The sequence below is a fragment of the Pseudoalteromonas sp. NZS71_1 genome, assembly GCF_015864305.1.
Taxonomy (GTDB): domain Bacteria; phylum Pseudomonadota; class Gammaproteobacteria; order Enterobacterales; family Alteromonadaceae; genus Pseudoalteromonas; species Pseudoalteromonas arctica.
Genome location: NZ_JADYXM010000010.1, coordinates 105980 through 130304, shown reverse-complemented (window position 1 = coordinate 130304; position 24325 = coordinate 105980). Strand labels below are relative to the sequence as shown.

Genomic DNA, 24325 nt, shown 5'->3' with positions numbered 1-24325 from the left:
CGGTAAATAGGAATTGCAGGGCAAGCAGTGCTTGCCCTTAATTGGTTGGCTTAAGTCGCTTATGCGTTTACTACGCTTGCTACTGCTTTTTCAAAGCGTGCCATACCTTCGCGAATGTCCGCTTCAGGAATTACTAAAGATGGAGTGAAACGTATTACGTCTGCACCAGCAACTAATGACATAAGGCCTTGCTCAGTCCCTGCCACTAAAAACTCTTTTGCACGACCTTTATATTGCTCGTTCACTACCGCGCCAATTAATAAACCTTGGCCACGGATTTCGCTAAATACGTTGTATTTTTCGTTAACCGCAGTAAGTAGTTCATTAAATAATGCTGCTTTAGCTTTTACGCCAGCAAGTACTTCTGGGGTATTTACTGTATCAAATGCAGCTTCTGCAACGGCACACGCTAATGGGTTACCGCCATAAGTAGAACCATGAGTACCTACTTTAAGGTGCTGTGCAATCTCAGTTGTTGTGATCATAGCGCCAATTGGGAAACCACCGCCAAGTGCTTTAGCTGAAGTTAAAATATCAGGTACTACGTTTAAGCCTTGGTATGCGTATAAATCGCCAGTACGGCCAACACCTGTTTGTACTTCATCAAAAATAAGCAGTGCGTTGTGTTTAGTACATAAATCGCGAACGCCTTGAGCAAACTCGTCAGTTGGTGAAACAATACCGCCTTCACCTTGTAGAGGTTCCATCATTACAGCACAAGTTTTGTCGCTAATAAGCGCTTCAAAAGCAGCTAGGTCATTGTAATCACAATGCACAATGTCGCCAGGCTTAGGACCAAAACCATCTGAATATGCAGCTTGGCCGCCAACAGTTACGGTAAAGAATGTACGACCGTGGAAACCTTTGTTGAACGCGATGATTTGTGATTTTTCTGCGCCAAACTTATCAAGTGCAAAACGACGCGCTAATTTAAGCGCTGCTTCGTTTGCTTCTGCGCCAGAGTTGGCAAAGTAAACTTTTTCAGCAAATGTCGCATCAACCATTTTTTTAGCTAGGCGAAGTGCCGGCTCATTGGTCATTACATTTGATAGATGCCAGATTTTTTCGCCTTGCTCTTTTAATGCGCCTACTAATGCAGGGTGGCAATGGCCAAGACAGTTAACTGCAATACCACCAGCAAAGTCGATAAACTCTCGACCTTCTTGATCCCATACGCGAGAACCTTCGCCTCGAACAGGAATTACGCTTGAAGGTGCGTAGTTAGGAACCATTACGTGATCAAATAATTCGCGATTGACTGTCATTTTATTTCCTCTTAATTGTGAGCAACACAAAACATCAAAATAGGTGTTTGGTTAATATTTGTAACCAACTTTATAGGCAAGATCAGTAACCTGATAATTGCGCAAAATTGCTTTGTGGTTCAATTTTCAGACGCACATTATTTCAGAATTACTTATATCTGTCTCGTTAAAAACTTTCATGTATCCCTTGAAAATAAAGGGCTAAAGATATTATTTCATAGATAGTGAATAACTATTTGCATAACTATTTATGCTTATTTTTAGGCAACTAACCGCATGAGCACCGAGGCGCGGACGCTTTAATCGGCAAATATGCAATATAACAATAGAGTGAGAATGAATGGTTAGTCGCAAAAAAATTAACAAAAAATTCAGATTTTTAGTCAATTTGAATAGCTAAATTGGTAAAATTACTCGATTGGAGGGTTTTTAGTTCCGTTTTAGTGAACTTAAAGTACGAAAACCAGCTTAGAGTTTCGTCAGGCTCAATAAGTTGATGCTCTTTTAAATTAAGATATTGAGAGTAGCAACGTGCCTTTAGCATTACTTGTGTTAACGGCAGTAATGTATCGCCCTTATCTACCCCATTTACTAGCTGCTGCATTACACCTTTAAACGGTAAATATTTAAAAGCCATTTTGTCTATTACTTTGGCGCTTACTTCTATCGACTTATTGCTAAGTAGAGTGGTTAAAAAGAGCGGGTCTGGCTGTAGCTCTAATAACGCGGTGTGTAAATCTTTTTGGTTTTCATTTCGGGCTAACTGCACTTTACGTTGCCATACTTTCTCAAACGTTTTTAAGTACAAGCGCACTAATGCAATTCGCCCTACATCTAAAAGCATACCAAGAGTAAATGCATGGACGTCATTCACATTATTAATTTGTGCAATTTTTTGCGCTGCAATCGCGTTTGCCATCGCGCTGTCGCGTAGCCGGCGTTTTAATAATGAAAATGGTTCGGTGCTATGTGGCATCCAATGACGGGCAGCAAATGTAGGAATCACTAGCTGTAAGTTATCAAGGCCAATATAACGAAGGGCAAGCGATGGTTTATCTACTTTCACAGACGTGTTTTTACTACGCTGATTACGATAGTAAGGTAAATTAACAAGCGTTACTAATTCTCTACCCAACCAGCCTATATCATTTACCAATGGTTCTAAGCGCCCTACTGATGCCGACTTTACAGCTAATATATCGAGTATATTGGCAATGCCATCTTCAATGCCTATAGTACTGTGAATTACACCATCTATATCTTCGAGCTGCTTATATATAGCTGTTTCAATTGTTTTGTGTAGTTGCTCACTCGCTTGAGCGCGGTACTTATGATGTGCAGTACTGCTTTGCTGGCGTTTATTCTGTGCGGCCACTTCAACCTGAAGCAAAGTGCGTTGCTTCATGGGTTCGCCGTAATCTATATCTAATGTATGAATGAAACCAATTTGCTGATGCGCAAAGCTGTGCCCAAGCAATAAGTCATGAGCCCGTTGGCTTAGTATTTTGGCAGTACGCTGTTGCGCTACAAGTTCAGTCATGACATCCATTAATAAAGTATTAAATGCTCTGTGTATTATAACATTAGAAGCGAGTTAAAAAGTTATCAAGCAGTTCTAAGCCTTGATCAGTTAGAATAGCTTCGGGGTGAAACTGCACACCTTCAATTGCTAGTTCTTTATGAAGTAACCCCATAATTTCGTCAAACTCGCCTTGCTCAGTCTGAGTCCATGCGGTTACTTCAAGTTCTTTAGGTAGAGTTTGCTCTTTAACCACTAAAGAATGATAACGACATACTGTTAACGGGTTAGCTAAGCCTTTAAACACCCCTTTATTAGTGTGAACTATGGGTGATGTTTTACCGTGCATTACTTTTTTAGCACGTATTACATCTCCTCCTAAAGCTTGCGCGATAGTTTGATGCCCCAAGCAAATCCCTAAAATAGGATATTGCCCTTTTAGTTGCTCAACAACATTTAGTGAAATACCCGCTTCATTAGGGGTACATGGCCCTGGCGATAACACGATGTGCTTCGGGTTCAACTGTTTTATTTGTGCAATGCTTAGCTCGTCATTACGTTTCACTAAAACGTCTTGATCTAAACGCTGAAAATATTGCACTAAGTTGTAAGTAAACGAATCGTAGTTATCGATCATTAACAGCATTACACAACAAACCTTATAAATTATTGACCACTTACTTCACACAAATGGTACTAAGCGCTGCATTCTACCACTATTAACTAGCCAACATAAATTAGCAAAAAGCGTTAAAAATTAACTGTTTTTGCTAAAAGTTCTTTAAAGTCTTTAGTGGGTACTGGTTCACTTAACCCGAACTCTGGTTAAGAGATTTATTAACGTATTAAATCATGGTGATATTTAAACTTATTCTCTCAAGCCAGAGATTCCTTGCACCTTGAGCAATAATATCGAGCTTTAAGCTTTTCGCGAGTAGTTAACACACCTTTTAGGCTGTATACCCCAACAATAAATTATTGACCTCTAAAGTACGTGCGTTTATTGATCGCTCTATTAAATACTTTGGTGAAATACCTTACTGAGCAAAATAAACAGATTGTTTGCGCTACATCAAATTAGCGGCTCAATGGTTGAATTATATCTATGTAAGCCCCAGTGTATTATATGAAAGGCAGTAATTCACTTATACAACTCACTTACTTGTGAGCTCATTTATATCCTATTAAGGAGCGAATATGTTAGGCGAAGACCACTCATTAACTAATGACTTTCCAGAGTACTTAAGGACCATTGCCGAGTTAAATGAAAGCGATACTGAATTTGCAAAAAAAGCAGATAAGTACGACAAGCTAGATAAAGAAATTAGAGTGTTAGAGCTCAAAGATGCGCCCATAAGCGATGAGCAAATGCATCAGCTAAAACATGAACGTACAGAATTAAAAGATTGGCTATACGAGCGCTTGCAGCAAGAGCAGTAATGCAGCTAAAAAAAGAGCTCACTGACAAGTGAGCTCTTTAGATCAACCATAAGGATTTTTTCTAAAACTTTACAAAGCCACCCACAGATTTCATAAATACAGTACTTGGGTTAATAACATCTTTGCGTTTCTAGCAAGTGCTATCGGTAGCACCGGTAAGTAAAACTGTTTTATTTATGTTGCTCTCTCCTAACTTTGTTTTCGCTATATTAGCAGCCTCCCTACCGCTGATAATTAGGTCAATAATCGAATCAGTTTATCTAATCAATTGATAAAGCTAAGTCTATGTTAGTTAAAATAAAAACATGCCACTTAAACACAAGCGAGTGTTCAATCTGAATGTTTTTTATGCTTTTATTTGAATTATCCAGCAATCATAACTATTGTTTTTAAACCACCTTAATAGTAGTATTTATCATATAAATACACTTTTCGAGAATAAACATGAAAGTTTTAGTTACTGGCGGCATGGGTTACATAGGTAGCCACACATGTATTGCATTGCATGAAGCAGGTATTACGCCTGTTATTTATGATAACTTGTCTAATGCAAGTGCGCGAGTACTTGACCAACTCGAAAAGATTACAGGTACTCGGTTTGAGTTTATATTGGGTGACATTCAAGACGAGCAACAATTTAAACTCGCCCTAAAACATACTAAAGCCGAAGCTGTTTTTCACTTTGCGGCTTTAAAAGCCGTTGGCGAATCAACTGAGCAACCACTGCGTTATTATCAAAATAATGTGTCGGGCACATTAAGCATGCTACAAAACATGCAAGATGAAGGCGTTAACCATATTATATTTAGCTCATCGGCTACTGTGTACGGCGAGCCAGACTACCTCCCTATTGACGAAAAGCACCCTATACGCGCAACTAATCCTTATGGTTGGACTAAAGTCATGGTTGAACAAGCCATGCAAGATGTATGTAATGCCAACAGTCAATTTATGGGTATTGCGCTTCGTTACTTTAACCCAGTAGGTGCACACCCAAGTGGTTTATTAGGTGAAAGCCCTAATGGTATTCCTAATAACTTAATGCCATTTATTACTCAAACTGCAGTAGGTAAACGCGACGTGGTTAATATTTTTGGTGACGACTACGACACTGAAGATGGCACAGGCGTGCGCGACTATATTCATGTTTTAGATTTAGCTAAAGGTCATGTTGCGGCATTTATGCAACATAAAACAGATACCGCCTTTCATGCTTACAACCTAGGCACAGGGCAAGGTTATTCTGTGCTTGATATGATCAAAGCATTTAGCGCATCAGCCAATAAAGATATTCCTTATCAAATTGCACCGCGCCGAGCAGGTGATATTGCCTGTAACTACGCCGATGCCACAAAAGCGCAAAACACACTTAACTGGCACGCAGAACTAACACTTAGCAACATGACAAACGACACATGGCGCTGGCAAACTAATTACCCAAGTGGGTTGGAGAGTTAATATGGCTTTATTAGAAAGTACTCACAGACGTAAAAATCCGCTAACGGGTCGTTGGGTATTAGTGTCACCACATCGTAATAACCGCCCATGGTTAGGCGCAACAGAAGCCGTTAATGAAAACGTATTACCAAAACACGATGAAAGCTGCCCACTTTGCCCAAGCAATACCCGTGCAAATGGCGACAGCAATCCAGATTACAAATACACACACGTATTTAGAAATGACTTTGGCGCATTAACACCTAATGCCAGCGAGCAATTACAAAGCTTAGAGTCAGACAGCGATTTATTTATTGCCGACGAAGCCAATGGCGAATGCCGCGTAATTTGTTTTTCTCCAGAGCATAATAAAACACTACCAGAGCTTAGCCAAAACGCATTGCACGAAGTAGTAAAAACCTGGAAACAAAATTACACAGAGCTTGCACAGCAGTACGAATGCGTACAAGTTTTTGAAAATAAAGGCGAGATCATGGGTTGTTCGCAACCTCATCCTCACGGCCAAGTATGGGCTCACTCGCATTTATCAACCGAAATAGAAGCCGAAGATAACCAGCAGCTTGCCTATTATAAAAAGCATGGCACAGCCATGCTTGCCGATTACGCGCAAAAAGAGCAAGCAGATAAAACTCGTGTTGTATTTGAAAACGAACATTGGCTTGTTGTTGTGCCATTTTGGGCTGCATGGCCGTTTGAAACAATGCTAGTAACTAAAGATAATATTCAAAACTTTAGCCAGCTAAACGATGCGCAAACCGACTCTTTGGCTCAGGCACTTAAAGTATTAACCACTAAGTACGACAACGTATTTAATTGCAGCTTCCCATACTCAATGGGATGGCACAATGCACCTGCTAATAGAGGCTCTGATGAGCAACATTGGCGTTTACATGCACACTTTTATCCGCCGCTACTTCGCTCTGCTACTGTTAAAAAACACATGGTAGGCTACGAAATGCTAGGCGAAAGCCAACGCGATTTAAGCGCAGAAACCGCTGCTTCTATTTTAAAAGCAGCCAGTACAACACACTATAAAGATACAGCAGGACACACAGATGAAGCTTAACGAATTCCAACAACAATTTTTGTCACTGTATGGCGCGCCTGCTCAAGGTATTGCAGCAGCACCGGGGCGTGTAAACCTCATTGGCGAATTTACCGACTACAACGACGGTTTTGTTTTACCGTGTTCGTTAGAGTTTCGTACCCAAGTAATGTTTAAAGAGCGCGACGACAATATTATCACTGTGCATTCTTTAAATTACCCAGGCGAAAAAGACAGCTTTAGCGTTGATGAAGAAATCACTGAAGGCCAATCGCAATGGGGTAACTACATTCGTGCTGTTTCTTATGTTCTTAAAAGAGCAGGCTACACACTGCGTGGCGCCGATCTACTAATTGACAGTAACTTACCGCAAGGTAGTGGCTTGTCGTCATCGGCAGCACTAGAAGTTGCAGTTGGCGGTATGTTTAACCATGTTGCACAGCTTGGTTTACCGCCAGAGCAAATTGCGCTATTTGGCCAAGAAGCCGAAAATGACTTTATGCATTGCCAATGCGGCATTATGGATCAGCTTATTTCAGCCAAAGGCGAAAACGGTCATGCGCTATTAATTGATTGTGAAAACCTAGCAACTAAATCAGTTAAAGTTCCTGATGATTTAAATATTGTTATTGTTAACTCTAACTACCCGCGTAAATTAGTTGATAGCGAATACAACCAGCGCCGTATTGACTGCGAACAAGCTGCTGTAAAAATGGGTGTAGAAACACTTCGCCAAGCAACCATGACTGCCCTGCAAGCAGTAAAAGCGACATTAAGCGAAAACGAATATAAACGTGCACACCACGTAATTAGCGAAAACGACCGTGTAATTGCAGCAACAACTGCACTACAGAATAACGATATGGATGCACTTCGCACCCTAATGGCAGCATCGCATCAATCACTTAAACACGACTTTGAAGTAACCGTACCTGCAACCGATGGCCTAGTAGAGATTTGTAAAGAAGCCATGGGCGACCGTGGCGCAGTACGTATGACGGGTGGCGGCTTTGGTGGTGCTATTGTATGTTTGTGTCGCGATGCGGAAGTACCACTAATTAAAGCTGCGGTAGAAAAGCATTACTTTGAGCGTTTTAGCCTAAATGCTGATATTTACGTATGTTCAGCGGGCTCAGGATTACAAATTACGTCTTTTTAAATAAACTTAAGGAATAAGCATGGCAAAGGTTAATTGGGGAATTATTGGGTGTGGCAATATAGCTCACACCTTTGCTAAAAGCATTGCGCATTGTAGTGATGCACAGCTTATTGGCGCGGCTTCAACGAGTATGCAGCGCGCTAAAGAATTTGCCACACCGTACAATATTCAAGGCTACGAGAGCTATCAAGCTCTTATGCAGTGCCCAAATATAGACGCTATTTATATTGCCAATACGCACGATCAACACTTTAAAACTATCGCCCAATGCTTAACACACAATAAGCACGTGCTAAGCGAAAAACCGATTACCGTTAATGCTAAGCAATTGCAAAACCTCACTGAGCTTGCCAAGCAACAAAACTGCTTTTTAATGGAAGGCGTTTGGATGCGGTTTTTACCAGCCATAGTAAAATTACAACAACTCCTAAGTGAAGGTGTTATTGGTAATGTGCACAGTGTTAATGCCAACTTTAGTTTACCTGGCAGCTTTGCCGACACTCACCGATTAATGAACCCTGTAACAGCGGGTGGCGCCCTGCTCGATTTAGGTATTTACCCTATTTCGATTGCTGATGTGGTATTTAATAAAGCCCCTGAACACATTAAATCCTTTGTATATAAAAGCACAACCGGCGTTGATGAGCGAAGCACTGCTATAGTTGATTACGGTAACGGGCAATTTGCATCTCTTGCCAGCGCACTGCAGCAAAATGGCCCAACAGAAGCATGTATTAATGGTGAGCTTGGCTATATTCGAATACCTCAGTTTGTAGGTGCAAAAACGCTAGAGCTACACATAAACGACCAAGACCCTCAGTACTTTAAATACGATTTTAGCGACGATGAAAACTTTAAGTTTGAAATTGCACATGTCACGCAGTGTATATTACAAAAACAAACCCAAAGCTGTGTATTACCACTGGGTACTAGCTTACGAGTTATGAACATAATGGATACCTTACGAGCACAATGGCAGTTGCAATATAGCAATGCCATCGAGTCAGCTGAACTGACAAATTAAAAAATAAAAATACACAACAAGGACACACAATGACACACACACTCAAGGCGCTTTCAAAAGCCATATTACTTGCTACGTGCAGTTTATCTGCCAGTGTAGCTGTTGCTGAATCTAATAAACCAGAGCAGCTATACCCGCCAATCACTAGCGAAGTACTCCCAGAGCTTGCAGCTAAAGGTAGCTACAATGTAGGTGTGCAAACACTTGATTTAGTTAACCCTGCGCAATTTGACCTCGCTACACAAGGTCAAAAAGATCGCCCTTTAAAAGTAGAAGTGTGGTATCCGGCTGCAAATACAGCAAAAGCGCCACTTAGCAGCTACACAGATGAAACTCGCTCAGGTAAAGAGTTTACTCTGCAAGCCGATGCAATGCGTGATGTCGCCATTAATAATAAAGAACACTACCCTGTGATAGTGCTTTCGCACGGTTATACCGGTTACCGTACAATTATGTACTACCTTGGCGAGCATTTAGCGTCGCACGGTTACATTGTGGTAGCTATTGATCATACTGACTCAACCAATGCCGATGTTGATTTTAAAAATGCGCCGTTCTCTGGCTTTTTTAGCACGCTTATAAATCGCTCTCGCGATCAGCAGTTTGTTATTAATTACTTCAACGAGCAAAACAACTTTGCAAGCAAGCAAGTAGACAACAAAAGCGCAGGCGTAATTGGTTACTCAATGGGTGGCTATGGCGCTGTAAATACGATAGGTGGTTGTTACGCTTTTAATGAGCAAACTACGGCTATGTTTACGGGTATGAAAGACCCAGCTCAAATTAAACAAGTACAGCAATTACTAAACAGCTGCGCTGGTGGACAATACAAAAACCCAAAAGTAGACCCACGTATAAAAGCGATGGTGGCCTTTGCGCCTTGGGGCGGACAGCACGCTATATTTGATGCCAAAGCGATGAGAAATATTAAAGTACCTTCGCTTTATATAGCCGGTAACTTAGATGACATTTCAGGCTATGAAGGCATTAAAAGTCTTTATGAACAAACAGGCAGTAAAGATAAGTACATGCTTACTTACAAAAATGCACGCCATAATATTGCACCGCACCCAGCCCCTGCTATTGCACAAAGCAGCAGTGAGCTAGATATAGGCCATTACTATGAGCCTTCGTGGTCTATGCGCACACTAAACGAAATCAACAAACACTTTGTACTTGCCATGATGGATTGCCACGTAAAAGGCATAGCCAGCGAGTGTAAATACTTAGATTTACCACAAAACGGCGACCAAGCTGTTGTTGATGGTAAACCGCTGCCACAGTGGCGCGGGTTTGATAATCGCTTTTCTACCGGTATGGATTGGCAACAAGCTAAACCTCACACCAAGTAATAATAAACTTTAAGCGGCTGTTTTAATCAATAGCCGCATACGCCCTTAAAATAATGCAAAAATAAAACGCCTTTTATATAAAAGAGTTACCAGAAAATATTAGCGTGTTTATTTTTTAATCTGCTATTTTAAGAAAAAACCATTGCCATTAACTTCGGTTAAAGGCAATCTAGTCATATATAAGATAAGATAAATAACACAAATATCATGTCCAAATACATACTCTCAATTGATCAAGGAACCACAAGCTCTCGGGCCATCTTGTTTACAAAAGATGCAGACGTTTTTGGTACAGCACAACAAGAATTTTCGCAGCATTTTCCACAAAATGGTTGGGTAGAACACGACCCTAACGATATTTGGCAAACAGTGCTTAGCACTAGTCGCGAAGTGTTAACTAAAAACGATGTAAAGCCTGAAGAAATTATTGCCATTGGTATCACCAACCAGCGCGAAACCACTTTGGTGTGGAACAAAAAAACAGGCAAAACAATTTATAACGCTATTGTATGGCAAGACCGTCGCACCAGTGACTATTGCGAAAGCCTAACAACTGATGAGCTTTGCCAAACGATAAGCGAAAAAACAGGCTTATTACTCGACCCTTATTTTTCGGCCACTAAAATTCGTTGGATTTTAGATAACGTTGAAGGCGCACGCGAACAAGCCCTTGCAGGTGAGCTCGCCTTCGGTACGGTTGACACTTACCTACTTTGGCAGCTAACAGGCGGCAAAGAGCACCGCACCGATGCAACCAATGCATCGCGCACCATGTTATTTAATATTCATACCCAGCAGTGGGATCAAGAGCTCCTAGAGTTATTCGATATCCCAGAATCTATGTTGCCAGAAGTAATGGATTCAGCTGACGAGTTTGGCTCAACCAGTGCTGACATTTTTGGCGCGCCAATTCGTGTTTGTGGTATTGCAGGCGATCAGCAGGCCGCGCTTGTTGGCCACGCATGTTTTGAACAAGGCATGGCTAAAAGTACATATGGTACTGGCTGTTTTTTAATGCTTAACACTGGCGAAAAAGCACTGACCTCAGAAAACCGCTTATTGACCACTGTTGCTTATAGATTAAACGGCAAGCCAACTTACGCCATTGAAGGCAGTATATTTATGGCTGGCGCAACTATGCAGTGGATTGTTGAAGGCTTAAAGCTACTTAGTCATGCTGGCGAAAGTGAGTCGATGGTTAAAGATGTACCGCTCGATCATGGTGTATTTTTAGTGCCTTCGTTTACGGGGTTAGGCGCTCCTTATTGGGACCCTAATGCACGTGGCGCTATTTTAGGGCTAACACGCGATTCGGGTATTAGCACCATAGTTGCTGCAGCGCTGCAATCAGTTGGTTACCAGACCAAAGATTTACAAAAAGCGATGGAGCGTGATGGTCTTCGCCCAAGTGTGCTTCGTGTAGATGGCGGTATGGTAAAAAATAATTGGGTTATGACCTTCTTATCAAACATTTTAGGTGCAACAGTAGAGCGCCCAACTGTGACCGAAACGACCTCTTTAGGCGTAGCATATTTAGCTGGCTTACAAACAGGTGTGTACGAGTCGACTGAGCAGTTATCTAAAATGTGGACATGCGACCGTCGTTTTGAGCCAACCATGAGTGCCGACGAGCGTAACGACCTATACGCAAAATGGCAGCACTGCGTAGCTCAAGTATGCTTAACGAATAAAAACTGCCCATAGTAAATACAAAGTGGTTAAGGCCAATACTTTAACCACTTTGCTTTTTTAACTTAGCTAAATGCTAGATTTAAAAAGCACGCTTTACTGCTTTAAATTGAAAATGGATTGGCGTCAAAATTAACGAATAAAAAACTGGGTTTTCTATTGTCAAATGAAAACAGCAGCTTTATGATGCTTATGTCTTATTTATATTACAAATAAAAAGGTTAGCTCGGTGGAATTAGCAGATAACGAATATGACTTACTAGTCATCGGTGGCGGTGTAAACGGCACTGGAATAGCAGCTGATGCAGCAGGCAGAGGATTAAAAGTACTCTTGTGCGAACAATCAGACCTTGCCTGTGCAACATCTTCAAATAGTTCTAAGCTGATCCACGGTGGTCTACGCTACCTTGAGCATTACGAATTTAGATTAGTAAAAGAAGCCCTAGCAGAGCGAGAAGTGCTACTTAAGAACGCACCTCATATTATGTGGCCACTTACTTTTAGATTGCCGCATCAAAAGCATTTACGCCCTGCGTGGATGATTCGCATTGGCTTGTTTATGTATGACAACCTAGCGAAACGCGAAACACTAGCGGGTTCTCGAAGCATTAAATTTGGTGAAAATAGCGTTTTAGAACCCTCTATTACCAAAGGGTTTGAATACTCTGATGGCTGGGTTGACGATTCTCGCTTAGTCGTTTTAAACGCCCTTGCAGCGCAGGAAAAAGGCGCCGTTATTACCACACAAACTAAGTGTGTAAATGCTAAACGTGAGCAAGGTAAATGGCAGGTAACGCTTGAGCAGCAAAAGAGCAAAGCTAAATACACTATTTCTGCCAAAGGCATTGTTAATGCTGCGGGTCCTTGGGTAGCTAAATTATTTGATGAAGCCCTAACAGAAAAATCACCACAAAATATTCGCCTTGTAAAAGGTAGTCACATTGTAGTGCCTCGCATTCACGATGAGAAACAAGCTTATATTTTACAAAATAAAGATCAGCGCATTGTGTTTGTTATTCCGTTTGAAGATGACTTCTCACTTATTGGCACAACCGATGTAGAACACAAAGGTGAAGCACAAGACGTTAAAATTAGTGATGAAGAAATTGATTACTTAATTGATATTACTAATACCTACTTTAAACAACCGATTAAACGCGAAGACATAGTACATACCTTTTCAGGCGTACGCCCATTACTTGATGACGAATCAGTTAATGCACAAGCCGTTACTCGCGATTATAAATTAGAGCTTTCGAGTGATGCTAAGCAAGCACCTCTATTGAGTGTGTTTGGTGGAAAAATTACAACTTATCGCAAACTTGCCGAAGCTGCGGTTAATAAGCTTGAAGACTTTTACCCACAAATGAGCAAAGCGTGGACCAAGCATAGCTCGCTCCCTGGTGGTGATTTTAGCTCTGTAGAAGCACTTAAATCAGAGCTAAAAGCAAAATATGAATGGCTACCTGAAATAACACTTAAACGCTTTGTACGCACTTATGGTACTCGTGCTAAACATATATTAGGTAGTGCAACTGGGTTGAGTGATTTAGGCCAAGATTTTGGCCATGGTTTATTTGCAGCAGAAGTAGAATACTTGCTAAATGAAGAGTGGGCAGAAAACGCATACAATATTTTATGGCGCCGCAGCAAATTAGGACTACGTTTTAATGAGGCACAAGTTGCTGCGCTCAATGATTACATTGAGCATAACCAAGCAGCTAAAAGCGCTTAACTATTAAGTTATAATAGCTTCCTGTTAACCCCTTTATAATTTAATTTTTATAGAGGGGTTTATTTTTTTGACTCTAAATTAAATAAATAATTAAAACCGCTAAGCGTCGCTGTTTTAATATCAAACTCAACACACTTCACACCTATTTGATTAAGCGCCGTAGTAAAACACTTATTCAGCTGCTTTGTGCCAATCACTACAACTTGTGTATCACTCAATAATTGCCATTCGCTAGCATGGCGAGCTGCTCGTACATCGCTGCCAATTAATACACCCGACAAATAGGCTTTGGCTTGTACTGGCGTTAACTCCTTTGAAAGCTGGCGTGTACGCACACTAAAAATACCATGTGCCAAGTTACCGCTATCACTACCTAAAGTTAGCTCACAGCCTTGCTCAAATGCTTTAAAGTCAAACTCACCTTCTGCACAGTCGTTAGGAATTAAAACACTTTGATGACATAACAAATCATATAACTCGCCGGTCATGGCTGTTTTAAAGCAAATGATTTCGCCGTTGTTTATAAGCACCCATTTAGTATGTGTACCAGGTAAACATAATAATATTTTACCTTGTTGATACTCTGGATTTTGCTTTAAAAACCCTAAAATTTGCAGCTCTTCGCCGCGCATTACATCAAATAAGCTATTTTGCAGCGTACACTTTGTGCCAGGTAACGCTTTAATAATATGTCCATCGCAATCAAAGCTAACCGCAGCATTAAGTAGCCCTTCAGGATTAATTGGGCATTCTAAATATGGCGTTTCGTGCCAGCCGATGCTTGAGGTAATTTGCCCTGCAATATATATAGGTAAACTGCCATATTCTTGCTTCCACACTGCAATGGTGTCGGTTAGGGTTTGCTCAAAATTTTGATTCGCCTTAACAACGCCAGGGCCATCACGTTGTGCTAATAATTTAAGTGTTGATTGCGCTTGTACTTCGCACAAATAAGCACGTAAATGGCTCGTGCCCCAGTCAACAGCAATAAAAAGAGATGAATTAGCCAAGCTTTAAAGCCTCCCACCGTCAATTTTAATACTCTGCCCAGTGATCATACTGCTTTCATCGGCGGCTAAAAAGAGTGCCAAATTAGCAACATCTTCAGGGGTAACTAATTTTTTAAGCGCCATGGCTTCCATCCACTTAACTTGCTCTTCTTCGGTAAACCAGCTTGCTAGTTGACGGTCGGTAGCCACCCACCCTGGCAAAATAGCGTTAACGCGAATACCAAACTCGCCGTAATCGCGAGCCAATGCCTTAGTCATACCAATTAGCCCTGCTTTTGCGGTTACATAGCCTGCCATTTGTGGCTGGCCCATAATCGCGTTAATAGAGCTAAAATTAATGATACTGCCGGCTCCATCGCCTTTCATAAAAGACATAGCAACTTGAGAGGCAAAAAATGCAGGGTTTAAGTTTATTTGTAAGCACTGATCCCAGTCTTGCACTGTAACGTCTTCGCTCGCTTGGCGGCGGTCGTTCGCTACATTATTAACTAATACATTAATGGCACCAAAAGCGGCGCATGCATCCACAAGTGATTGCTGAAGTGCATGAGAGTCAGTTACATCAACTTGCCTATACCATAGTTTTGCATTGGGTAAATCACGAATAAGCGATTGCGCTGCCTTATCATCAATATCTATAAATGCTACTTTTGCATTTTGGTTTACAAAGGACTTAACCATTGCTCTGCCAATGCCTGATGCACCGCCTGTAATAAAAATAACTTTACCAGAAAGACTATGATATTGAGCTAGGGTGTTCAAATTCAACTCTCCATACAGCGCATTTTCAATTTCATTTAAACTCTTTATAAACTTACATTTACAGTATAAAGAGCCAAACTAAGTTGTTATTGCTGTGTTAAAATATTTAGCTAATTAAAAGTTTATATCATATCCTTGAGTACATTAATATGATATATGATATATAATAAAGCAATATATCAACTCGGAATCCTGCGCAATGAAAAGCCAACCCCGTCAAAATTTAACACAACAATTAACCCATGATTTGGGTTTTGCTATTGTGCGTGGTGTTTACCCTGTAAGCGAAGGCCTGCCTTCTGAAGCCGATTTATGTATAAAATATGATGTAAGTCGCAGCGCCACCCGCGAAGCGGTAAAAATGCTCTCTGCTAAAGGATTAATTTCTTCTCGTCCTAAGCAAGGTATTCGTGTATTACCTGAAAGCAGCTGGAACATGTTTGATACCGACGTACTACGTTGGATTTTAAGTAGTAAGCCATCACTGTCATTATTAAAAGAGTTTACTCAAGTACGCGTTGCCCTTGAGCCACAAGCAGCCGCGCTTGCTGCACTAAATGCAACTGCTGAACAACTCGCTGAAATTGATAACGCCTTAGCCCGTATGGCTGAAGCAGACGAAGGCTTAGACGATCCACTCGAAGCTGACATTGCTTTTCATACCAGCATATTAGTTGCCAGTAACAATCGCTTTTTTGTGCAGTTAACTGAGTTTATTAGTACAGCCCTTAGAGTAAGTATTCGTTATACAAACCACATTAAAGGTGTACCGGGCGCAGACGTTGCTAAGCACGCTGATATTTTAGAGACCATAAAGTCACGCGACCCTGAACGCGCTAAAAAAGCAGTAGAAACAATTTTAGAAGAAGCACTGCAGTTAATTGAATCTAAATTAGTTTAATGTTGGTTCAACATATTGTATAAATATTGAGTCCATCAAATTTACTCTTTGCAGTATATTTTATGGACTTTTTTATTGCCTATAAGGCTTAATACCAATCCGCAATAATACTTAATCATTTTGCAGGGCTAAACGCGTCGCTACCTGCGTTAAAAAATTCTCATTTACGACTGCATGGATGCAGAAGGTAGAGCAATGCAGGAGCAATTGCCGAGAACAACTAAATAGCGAATTTTTTGCCTAGCTACCAACACGTTTTTCCGCCCTCAAAATAGATCATTTAATTAAGCGAATTGGTATAAATTACAGGCATTAAAAAATCCGATATCAGTCTCCTGATATCGGATTTTTAATTATTTAAATCAGATTAATAACTCTGGTTATTAACTGAGATAAAACGCCTTTTGCAGGCTAGAATTACAATCCTAATTTCTTCTCAAGATAGTGGATGTTAGTACCACCATTTTGGAAGTTTTCATCTGCAAGAATTCTCTTATGCAAAGGAGTATTAGTTTTAATTCCGTCAATTACTAGCTCGTTAAGTGCATTGCGCGCGCGGGCAATAGCTACGTCACGGTTTTCACCGTAAGTAATTAACTTACCAATCATTGAATCATAATGTGGTGGAACCGTGTAGTCAGCGTAAATATGGCTGTCCCAACGAATACCTAAACCACCTGCTGGATGGAAACGTGTAATTTTACCCGGTGACGGGATAAACGTTTCAGGATCTTCAGCATTAATACGACACTCAATAGCATGACCACGAATAACAACGTCGTCTTGAGTGAATGATAACGGTTGACCCGCTGCAATTTTTAACTGCTCTTTCACTAAATCGATACCAGTAACCATTTCAGTTACAGGGTGTTCAACCTGAATACGTGTATTCATTTCGATGAAGTAAAACTCGCCGTTTTCGTATAAAAACTCAAACGTACCTGCACCGCGGTATCCAATTTCGATACATGCACGTGTACAGCGCTCGCCAATGAATTTACGCGTTTCAGCAGTAATTCCTGGTGCTGGAGCTTCTTCAACTACTTTTTGGTGACGACGTTGCATAGAACAATCACGTTCACCTAAATGTACTGCATTACCTTGGCCGTCTGCTAATACTTGAACTTCGATATGGCGTGGGTTTTCAAGGAATTTTTCCATGTAAACCATGCTATTACCAAAGAATTGCTTAGCTTCTTGCTGTGTTAATGCAATTGAATCAATAAGTTCAGATTCGCTGCGAACAACACGCATACCACGACCACCACCGCCACCAGCGGCTTTGATGATTACCGGGTAACCGATACGCTTAGCGATTTGCATGTTGCGTTCTTTATCATCTGATACCGGACCGTCAGAGCCTGGAACACATGGAACGCCGGCTTTACGCATTGCTGCGATAGCAGACACTTTATCACCCATAAGGCGAATAGTGTCGCCACGAGGACCGATAAATACAAAACCACTTTGCTCAACTTGGTCGGCAAAATCAGCATTTTCTGCAAGGAAACCGTAACCAGGATGAATCGCTACAGCGTCAGTTATTTCAGCCGCAGCAATAATGCGCGGAATATCTAAATAACTTTCAGTTGCTGATGGTCTACCAATACAGATGGTTTCATCTGCAAGCAATACATGCTTAAGATCGCGATCTGCCGTTGAATGCACAGCAACCGTTTTGATCCCAAGCTCTTTGCAGGCGCGCAATATACGAAGTGCAATTTCACCTCGGTTTGCAATGACTACTTTATCTAACATTAGAGTTGGCCTTTTAGGTTACGCTATTATTCAATGATGAATAGAGGTTGATCAAATTCTATTGGCTCGCCATTTTCAGCTAAGATAGCTCTTACTGTACCGGCTTTGTCTGATTCAATTTGGTTCATCATTTTCATAGCTTCGATAATACAAAGTGTATCGCCAACTTTAACTTGCTGACCAACTTCTACATATGCTGGAGCTTCAGGAGACGCAGCTGAGTAAAAAGAACCAACCATTGGTGATTTAACTTGATGACCCGTAGGCTCAGCTGGTGCTGCTGCTTCAACAGCTACAGGAGCCGCTGCAACTGGTGCTGCTGGCGCTGGTGCATATTGCTGTGGAGCAAATTGCGGGTAACCTGGGCCAGCGCTCATGTTGTTACGGTTAATACGTACTGATTCTTCACCTTCAGTGATTTCTAGCTCAGCAATACCTGATTCTTCTACTAATTCGATAAGCTTCTTTATCTTGCGAATATCCATTACACGACCCGCCTATTTGTTTGTGTGTTAATTTAAAATTAAATTGCGCTTTGCAACCGGCTCACAGCGGCATTTAATGCTGCGTGATAACCCATTGCGCCTAATCCACATATCACGCCTTGTGCCACATCAGAAAAATACGAATTATGACGAAAGGCTTCACGTGCGTGCACATTACTTAAGTGCACCTCAAAAAACGGAATATCAACACTCAACAGTGCATCACGTAATGCGACGCTAGTATGCGTAAATGCAGCTGGGTTGATAATTATGTAATCAACCGCTTGCCAAGCATCGTGAATTCGTTCGATGAGTGCTTGCTCACTATTACTTTGAAAATGCGTTAACTCAACATCTAGACTATTAGCAGCACTGGTTAGCTCCTCCATAATCTCACTCAGCGTCTGAAAACCGTATTTATCCGGTTCACGTTTACCAAGCATGTTTAAATTTGGACCATTTATAACTAAAAGGTTAAATTTTGCAGCCATAATACGCGATATATCCTATAAGTAATGAGTTAAGCGGTTACTAACTAGTTTTTCACTTTTAAGTAAGCAGAAAAAGCAATGTAGCAACAATTTCTCACGTTAACCAACTATTATAGTGATTTCGACGTAAATAGCAGCAAAATACTGGTCTTATCAGTGTCGTGGGTACAAATATAAGAAGAATTAAGAAGGTGCCACTTAGTCAATTCAAGTGGCACTATTGCACTATTATTGTGCGCTGGCGCGCACAACTGCTAGGTGTTTAGCAAAGTCCTCAGCATTTAAAAAGCCCGTTACGCGCTGCGTACTAAGCTCTTGTCCTTGAGTATTAAAAAACAAAATACTAGGTAAACCAAACACAGTGTACTCTTCCATTAGCTCAATTGTTTTATTATCACTTTCAGTTAAATCAATTTGAATAAGCTGATAATGGCTAAACTCACTTTGCACTTTGGCATCAGGAAAGGTGTAATGTTCAAACTCTTTACACGCCACACACCAGTCGGCATATAAATCGACCATAACCATTCGACCTTCGTCGTTTGCTTGTGCAACTGCTTCTTTTAATTCTGCTAAATCAGCAACCTGTTTAAACTCATTATTTTGTGAGCTTACCTGTACTGTTTGTACTTGTACTGGCCAAAAGTAGTTTTTAGTCAACGTAAAGCCAGTAATAACTAATAGAGTTGCAGCAAACCATAATGCAGTTTTTAACTTGCTTTGTGTTTGGCTACTTTGCCAATGATGTAAGTACAGTGCTGTTGCTAATGCAAGCACACCTGCCATTAATAATATAATGTCGGCGCTGATTAGTCGCTCAAGTAATATAAGCGGCACAACGAGCATCACAAAACCAAACAAGGTTTTAACTTGCTCCATCCAACCACCGGCTTTAGGAAGCAATTTACCGCCAGATGTACCAAGTAATAAAAGTGGTAACCCCATACCTAAACTGAGCACGTACAGTGTTAAACCACCTACTAAGTAATCACCACTTTGCGCTACAAATAACAGTGCCGCCGACAGTGGCGCAGTAGTACAAGGTGATGCTATTAAGCCCGAAAGTACACCCATTAAAAATACGCCAACGTAGTTGCCGCCTTTTTGGTTGTTACTTACTTGGGTTAGCTTGCTCATCATACTGCTTGGCAGTTTAATTTCGTACCAACCAAACATCGACATAGCCAATAATACAAATAATAAACTAAAGCTGATTAACACAAATGGATGCTGTAAATACCCCTGCACTTGCCCACCAAGCGCAGCAACAACTAAGCCAAGCGCTGCATAGGTAACTGCCATACCTTGTATATATACAAACGACAACGCAAACGCTTTTTTAGTTGAAAGGTTTTGCTGACCCGCAATTAAGCTCGACAAAATAGGAAACATAGGAAATACACACGGCGTAAAAGCAAGGCCTACACCAACAGCAAAAAATATGAGTAAATTAGTTATTAAGCTCTGACTGGCTAATTGCTCAGTAAAAGTCAGTTCTTTTTCGGTGTCATCCGAATTTGTTGTAGGTTCAGCTGCTGGATCGTTAAGTGCTGCAAATGTACTTTGCGCTGTTGCCGCTTCATCGGTAGCGCTATTTTGATCTACATTTTTAATCTGTGCGCCACTAATTACACTAAGTGGAATGCTAATCACTTCTGGTGGATAACAAAGCCCTGCTTTTGCACAGCCCTGATAGCGAACTTTAACAACCGCTCCCTCAGTGATATTACTTAACTTACTAACAACGCTCGCGGTATTAAAAAAGACTTCTGTTTCACCAAAAAATTCATCTTCAATAATTTCGCCACTACCAGAATCACCCACTTGAATGTTTGCGCCCTTGGCAATGATTTCTATTTTCTTTTTATATAAATAATAGTCTGGCGCTATATCCCAACCTACAAACAAGGTGCTGCCTTGCTGATCAAAGTCAAATACAAACGCTTGGTCTACAGGTAAAAAAGTGTGTTGAGGAGGCCCAAGTAGATCACCAAGCACATTATTAGTCGCAGCCTTTACAGGTACGGTTAATAATGTAACCAACAATAAAAAGAAAAAACGCATTAATTCAGTACCTCGTCCATCCAATTAAAATACGCCAAATTTCCCGTAGAAACTTCTAAAACCTGAATCTCTGGCACTTCGTAGCTATGTAACTCTTTTATCGTTAGAAACACATCGTTCATTTTATCTGATTTCGTTTTTATAAGTAGCTTAGCTTCAGTTGCTTCTGCTACTTCGCCTTCCCACATATAAATAGAGCCCATGTTAGGTAAAATATTTACACAAGCAGCCAGCTTTTTTTCTACCAACGCCCTTGCAAGTGTGCGTGCTTCTGCTTCGTCTTTGCAGGTCGTAAAAATCATTTTAAAATGCGTAGTCATTATGAACCTATACTTATTGGACAGTGTCTATCATCATAGTATCTGATAGCCGATACAATGTGTAGACGCTAAAATATCAGTAAAATGACGATACCTATGCCCTAACCTTGAAAAGAGACCTCGTCACCCTCATTTATATTTCATCAACTCTTTTGAGTGTCATTATTTAGAGAGCGCTATGTTTAGATTTTTATTTGTGTTGTTTATTATCATCCCTATTATCGAAATCGCTTTGCTGATTCAAGTAAGCGACGTGATTGGCGGATTTGCAACAATTGCACTTGTTGTTATTACTGCGATTTTAGGTGCCAAAATGGTTAAAACACAAGGTATGGGGGCGCTGCAAAACGTACAAGCGCAAATGGCGCAAGGGCAAATGCCAGCCAAAGAATTATTTACCGGAATATGCGTTGTAATTGCAGGTGTATTACTCCTTACTCCTGGCATTATGACCGACGTATTTGGGCTACTATTATTAACCCCTGCAATTCGTAACAAATTGGCTGCAGGCCTTGCTAGCCAAGCAACTGTTAGAATGAGCGCAGGCATGCAACAAGGGCCATCGCCGTTTGCTGGGCAGCAACATGCTGAACGAGAGCAAGGGCAAATGGAACGACCAACTACTATTGATGGTGAATATGAGCGAAAAGATTAAAAATTTATCGTTTTTTCTCTTGGAATTTTTCACTCTACCCCCATTAATGAATGCAAATTAGAAAAGCTTTTTTCTGTAATGTACAGAAACTGTTAGGAGAACTAAAAAACATGAACATTCGTCCTTTACAAGATCGCGTAATCGTTAAACGTCTAGAAGAAGAAACAAAATCTGCTGGCGGTATTGTATTAACTGGCTCTGCAGCTGAAAAATCAACTCGCGGAGAAGTTGTTGCAGTTGGTAACGGTCGCGTTTTAGAAAACGGTGACGTGAGAGCGTTAGAAGTTAAAGCCGGTGACACTGTGTTATTTGGCTCATATGTTGAAAAAGTTGAAAAGATCGAAGGTCAAGAGTACCTGATCATGCGTGAAGATAATATTTTAGGCATTGTAGGCTAAACCTACTTTTCGTTTATAAACATTTAAGAATTTAGAGGAATTTAAAACATGGCAGCAAAAGAAGTACTTTTTGCAGGTGACGCACGCGCTAAAATGCTAACTGGCGTAAACATCCTGGCAAACGCAGTAAAAGTTACATTAGGTCCTAAAGGCCGTAACGTTGTACTAGATAAATCATTTGGCTCACCAGTTATCACTAAAGATGGTGTATCTGTAGCAAAAGAAATCGAACTTGAAGACAAGTTTGAAAACATGGGCGCACAAATGGTTAAAGAAGTTGCATCTAAAGCAAATGATGCAGCCGGCGATGGTACAACTACCGCTACAGTACTTGCACAGTCTATTGTTAATGAAGGCCTTAAAGCGGTTGCAGCGGGCATGAACCCAATGGATCTTAAGCGCGGCATCGACAAAGCAGTTATTGCTGCTGTTGCAGAGCTTAAAGCGTTATCTGTTCCTTGTTCTGATACTAAAGCAATTGCACAAGTAGGTACTATTTCAGCTAACTCTGATAAAGAGATTGGCGACATCATTGCACAAGCAATGGAAAAAGTAGGCCGTAACAGTGGTGTTATTACTGTAGAAGAAGGTCAATCACTTGAAAACGAACTAGATGTTGTTGAAGGCATGCAGTTTGACCGTGGTTACTTATCTCCTTACTTTATCAACAGCCCAGAAAAAGGCACTGTTGAACTAGATAACCCATTTATTCTACTTGTAGATAAAAAAATATCTAACATCCGCGAATTATTACCAACATTAGAAGCGGTTGCTAAAGCAAGCAAACCACTACTAATCATCGCAGAAGACCTTGAAGGCGAAGCACTAGCTACATTAGTCGTTAATAACATGCGCGGTATTGTTAAAGTATCAGCTGTTAAAGCACCTGGTTTTGGCGACCGTCGTAAAGCAATGCTACAAGATATCGCTGTATTAACTGGCGGTACTGTTATTTCTGAAGAAATCGGCTTAGAGCTTGAAAAAGCAACAGTTGAAGACCTAGGTACAGCTAAGCGCGTAATTATCACTAAAGATGATACAACAATCATTGATGGTGCTGGTGAAGAAGCGGGTATTAGCGGTCGTGTTTCACAAATTAAAGCACAAATCGAAGAAGCAACATCAGACTACGATAAAGAGAAACTACAAGAGCGCATGGCTAAACTAGCTGGCGGTGTTGCAGTAATCAAAGTAGGTGCTGCTACTGAAATGGAAATGAAAGAGAAAAAAGACCGTGTTGAAGATGCATTAAATGCAACTCGTGCAGCGGTTGAAGAAGGCGTAGTACCTGGTGGCGGTGTTGCACTTGTACGTGCAGCTAGCAAGCTGGTTGATTTAGTTGGCGACAACGAAGATCAAAACCACGGTATTAAAGTTGCACTTCGTGCGATGGAAGCACCACTTCGTCAAATCGTAACTAACGCTGGCGAAGAAGCATCAGTTGTAATTAACGCAGTTAAAGGCGGCGACGGTAACTTTGGTTACAACGCAGCAACTGGCGAATACAACGACATGATTGAAATGGGTATCCTAGATCCAACTAAAGTAACACGCTCTGCATTACAATTTGCAGGGTCTATTGCGGGTCTAATGATCACTACTGAAGCAATGGTAGCAGAAATCCCAAAAGATGAAGCTGGCGGCGCTGATATGAGTGGCATGGGCGGAATGGGTGGTATGGGCGGCATGATGTAAATAGATTTTTAAATCTATAACTGTAGCTCTAACCATTTAAACGAGAGCCTGAATAGTAATATTCAGGCTTTTTTGTTGGTTTCTAAATATTCTGACAACA

At 40.9% G+C, this 24325-nt stretch carries 22 protein-coding genes; 12 read left to right on the top strand and 10 right to left on the bottom strand.

Annotation, left to right across the window (positions count from 1 at the left end; translation table 11 throughout):
* Nucleotides 1-59: 59 nt before the first annotated feature.
* The 3 genes from I6F43_RS14775 to I6F43_RS14765 all read right to left on the bottom strand — a co-directional run bounded on the left by I6F43_RS14775 (nucleotide 60) and on the right by I6F43_RS14765 (nucleotide 3430).
* A complete protein-coding gene (locus I6F43_RS14775; protein WP_197102938.1) occupies nucleotides 60-1265 on the bottom strand; it encodes an aspartate aminotransferase family protein in 1206 nt (401 codons plus the stop codon).
* 379 nt (nucleotides 1266-1644) lie between these two features.
* Nucleotides 1645-2805 (bottom strand): HDOD domain-containing protein, encoded by a 1161-nt coding sequence (locus I6F43_RS14770; RefSeq protein ID WP_197102936.1) that lies wholly within the window; start codon nucleotides 2803-2805, stop codon nucleotides 1645-1647.
* Between the two features lie 43 nt (nucleotides 2806-2848).
* A complete protein-coding gene (locus I6F43_RS14765; protein ID WP_024593402.1) occupies nucleotides 2849-3430 on the bottom strand; it encodes an anthranilate synthase component II in 582 nt (193 codons plus the stop codon).
* Nucleotides 3431-3981: 551 nt separating this feature from the next.
* On the opposite strand from I6F43_RS14765, the gene I6F43_RS14760 reads away from it, so the two are divergent.
* The 8 genes from I6F43_RS14760 to glpD all read left to right on the top strand — a co-directional run bounded on the left by I6F43_RS14760 (nucleotide 3982) and on the right by glpD (nucleotide 13686).
* Nucleotides 3982-4224, top strand: a complete 243-nt coding sequence (locus tag I6F43_RS14760) for a YdcH family protein (protein WP_024600067.1) — start codon at nucleotides 3982-3984, stop codon at nucleotides 4222-4224.
* A 444-nt stretch (nucleotides 4225-4668) separates the two neighbouring features.
* A complete protein-coding gene (galE, locus tag I6F43_RS14755; RefSeq protein WP_197102934.1) occupies nucleotides 4669-5682 on the top strand; it encodes a UDP-glucose 4-epimerase GalE in 1014 nt (337 codons plus the stop codon).
* Nucleotide 5683: 1 nt separating this feature from the next.
* A complete protein-coding gene (locus I6F43_RS14750; protein WP_197102932.1) occupies nucleotides 5684-6748 on the top strand; it encodes a UDP-glucose--hexose-1-phosphate uridylyltransferase in 1065 nt (354 codons plus the stop codon).
* Nucleotides 6738-7886: a galactokinase gene (gene galK / locus I6F43_RS14745; protein WP_197102930.1), complete on the top strand. Its 1149-nt coding sequence runs from the start codon at nucleotides 6738-6740 to the stop codon at nucleotides 7884-7886. The genes I6F43_RS14750 and galK overlap by 11 nt, the downstream gene beginning before the upstream one ends.
* Nucleotides 7887-7905: 19 nt before the next feature.
* Nucleotides 7906-8910 carry a Gfo/Idh/MocA family protein gene (locus I6F43_RS14740; RefSeq protein ID WP_101164421.1) on the top strand — a complete coding sequence of 335 codons (1005 nt, stop codon included), beginning with the start codon at nucleotides 7906-7908 and terminating at the stop codon, nucleotides 8908-8910.
* Between the two features lie 29 nt (nucleotides 8911-8939).
* Nucleotides 8940-10262 (top strand): alpha/beta hydrolase family protein, encoded by a 1323-nt coding sequence (locus tag I6F43_RS14735; RefSeq protein WP_197102928.1) that lies wholly within the window; start codon nucleotides 8940-8942, stop codon nucleotides 10260-10262.
* A gap of 207 nt (nucleotides 10263-10469) precedes the next feature.
* A complete protein-coding gene (glpK, locus tag I6F43_RS14730; RefSeq protein ID WP_032826852.1) occupies nucleotides 10470-11966 on the top strand; it encodes a glycerol kinase GlpK in 1497 nt (498 codons plus the stop codon).
* Between the two features lie 214 nt (nucleotides 11967-12180).
* On the top strand, nucleotides 12181-13686 hold the full coding sequence (gene glpD, locus I6F43_RS14725) for a glycerol-3-phosphate dehydrogenase (RefSeq protein ID WP_197102926.1): 1506 nt from the start codon (nucleotides 12181-12183) through the stop codon (nucleotides 13684-13686).
* A 59-nt stretch (nucleotides 13687-13745) separates the two neighbouring features.
* Here glpD and I6F43_RS14720 read toward each other — a convergent pair whose 3' ends face one another.
* Both I6F43_RS14720 and I6F43_RS14715 read right to left on the bottom strand, forming a co-directional pair.
* Nucleotides 13746-14696: a 2-dehydro-3-deoxygalactonokinase gene (locus I6F43_RS14720; RefSeq protein WP_197102924.1), complete on the bottom strand. Its 951-nt coding sequence runs from the start codon at nucleotides 14694-14696 to the stop codon at nucleotides 13746-13748.
* Between the two features lie 3 nt (nucleotides 14697-14699).
* Nucleotides 14700-15458, bottom strand: coding sequence for an SDR family NAD(P)-dependent oxidoreductase (locus I6F43_RS14715; RefSeq protein ID WP_002958845.1), 759 nt, complete (start codon nucleotides 15456-15458; stop codon nucleotides 14700-14702).
* Between the two features lie 199 nt (nucleotides 15459-15657).
* Between I6F43_RS14715 and I6F43_RS14710 the strand changes: the two genes are divergently transcribed.
* On the top strand, nucleotides 15658-16359 hold the full coding sequence (locus tag I6F43_RS14710) for a FadR/GntR family transcriptional regulator (RefSeq protein ID WP_007580047.1): 702 nt from the start codon (nucleotides 15658-15660) through the stop codon (nucleotides 16357-16359).
* A gap of 417 nt (nucleotides 16360-16776) precedes the next feature.
* On the opposite strand, the gene accC is transcribed toward I6F43_RS14710, so the two are convergent.
* The 5 genes from accC to cutA form a co-directional block, all read right to left on the bottom strand.
* The gene (accC, locus tag I6F43_RS14705) at nucleotides 16777-18117 is read right to left on the bottom strand and encodes an acetyl-CoA carboxylase biotin carboxylase subunit (RefSeq protein WP_007580045.1); all 1341 of its coding nucleotides are present in this window, start codon (nucleotides 18115-18117) and stop codon (nucleotides 16777-16779) included.
* 26 nt (nucleotides 18118-18143) lie between these two features.
* Nucleotides 18144-18602: an acetyl-CoA carboxylase biotin carboxyl carrier protein gene (accB, locus tag I6F43_RS14700; RefSeq protein ID WP_007580042.1), complete on the bottom strand. Its 459-nt coding sequence runs from the start codon at nucleotides 18600-18602 to the stop codon at nucleotides 18144-18146.
* Between the two features lie 38 nt (nucleotides 18603-18640).
* Nucleotides 18641-19093, bottom strand: a complete 453-nt coding sequence (gene aroQ / locus I6F43_RS14695) for a type II 3-dehydroquinate dehydratase (protein ID WP_197102922.1) — start codon at nucleotides 19091-19093, stop codon at nucleotides 18641-18643.
* 228 nt (nucleotides 19094-19321) lie between these two features.
* On the bottom strand, nucleotides 19322-21157 hold the full coding sequence (locus tag I6F43_RS14690; RefSeq protein ID WP_197102920.1) for a protein-disulfide reductase DsbD: 1836 nt from the start codon (nucleotides 21155-21157) through the stop codon (nucleotides 19322-19324).
* Nucleotides 21157-21477, bottom strand: a complete 321-nt coding sequence (gene cutA / locus I6F43_RS14685) for a divalent-cation tolerance protein CutA (protein ID WP_007580036.1) — start codon at nucleotides 21475-21477, stop codon at nucleotides 21157-21159. The genes I6F43_RS14690 and cutA overlap by 1 nt, the downstream gene beginning before the upstream one ends.
* Before the next feature lie 178 nt (nucleotides 21478-21655).
* On the opposite strand from cutA, the gene I6F43_RS14680 reads away from it, so the two are divergent.
* From I6F43_RS14680 to groL, 3 genes are all read left to right on the top strand, one after another.
* A complete protein-coding gene (locus I6F43_RS14680; protein ID WP_007580034.1) occupies nucleotides 21656-22132 on the top strand; it encodes an FxsA family protein in 477 nt (158 codons plus the stop codon).
* Nucleotides 22133-22242: 110 nt separating this feature from the next.
* A complete protein-coding gene (locus tag I6F43_RS14675; protein ID WP_007580032.1) occupies nucleotides 22243-22530 on the top strand; it encodes a co-chaperone GroES in 288 nt (95 codons plus the stop codon).
* 48 nt (nucleotides 22531-22578) lie between these two features.
* Nucleotides 22579-24225 (top strand): chaperonin GroEL, encoded by a 1647-nt coding sequence (groL, locus tag I6F43_RS14670; protein ID WP_197102918.1) that lies wholly within the window; start codon nucleotides 22579-22581, stop codon nucleotides 24223-24225.
* Nucleotides 24226-24325 lie beyond the last annotated feature (100 nt).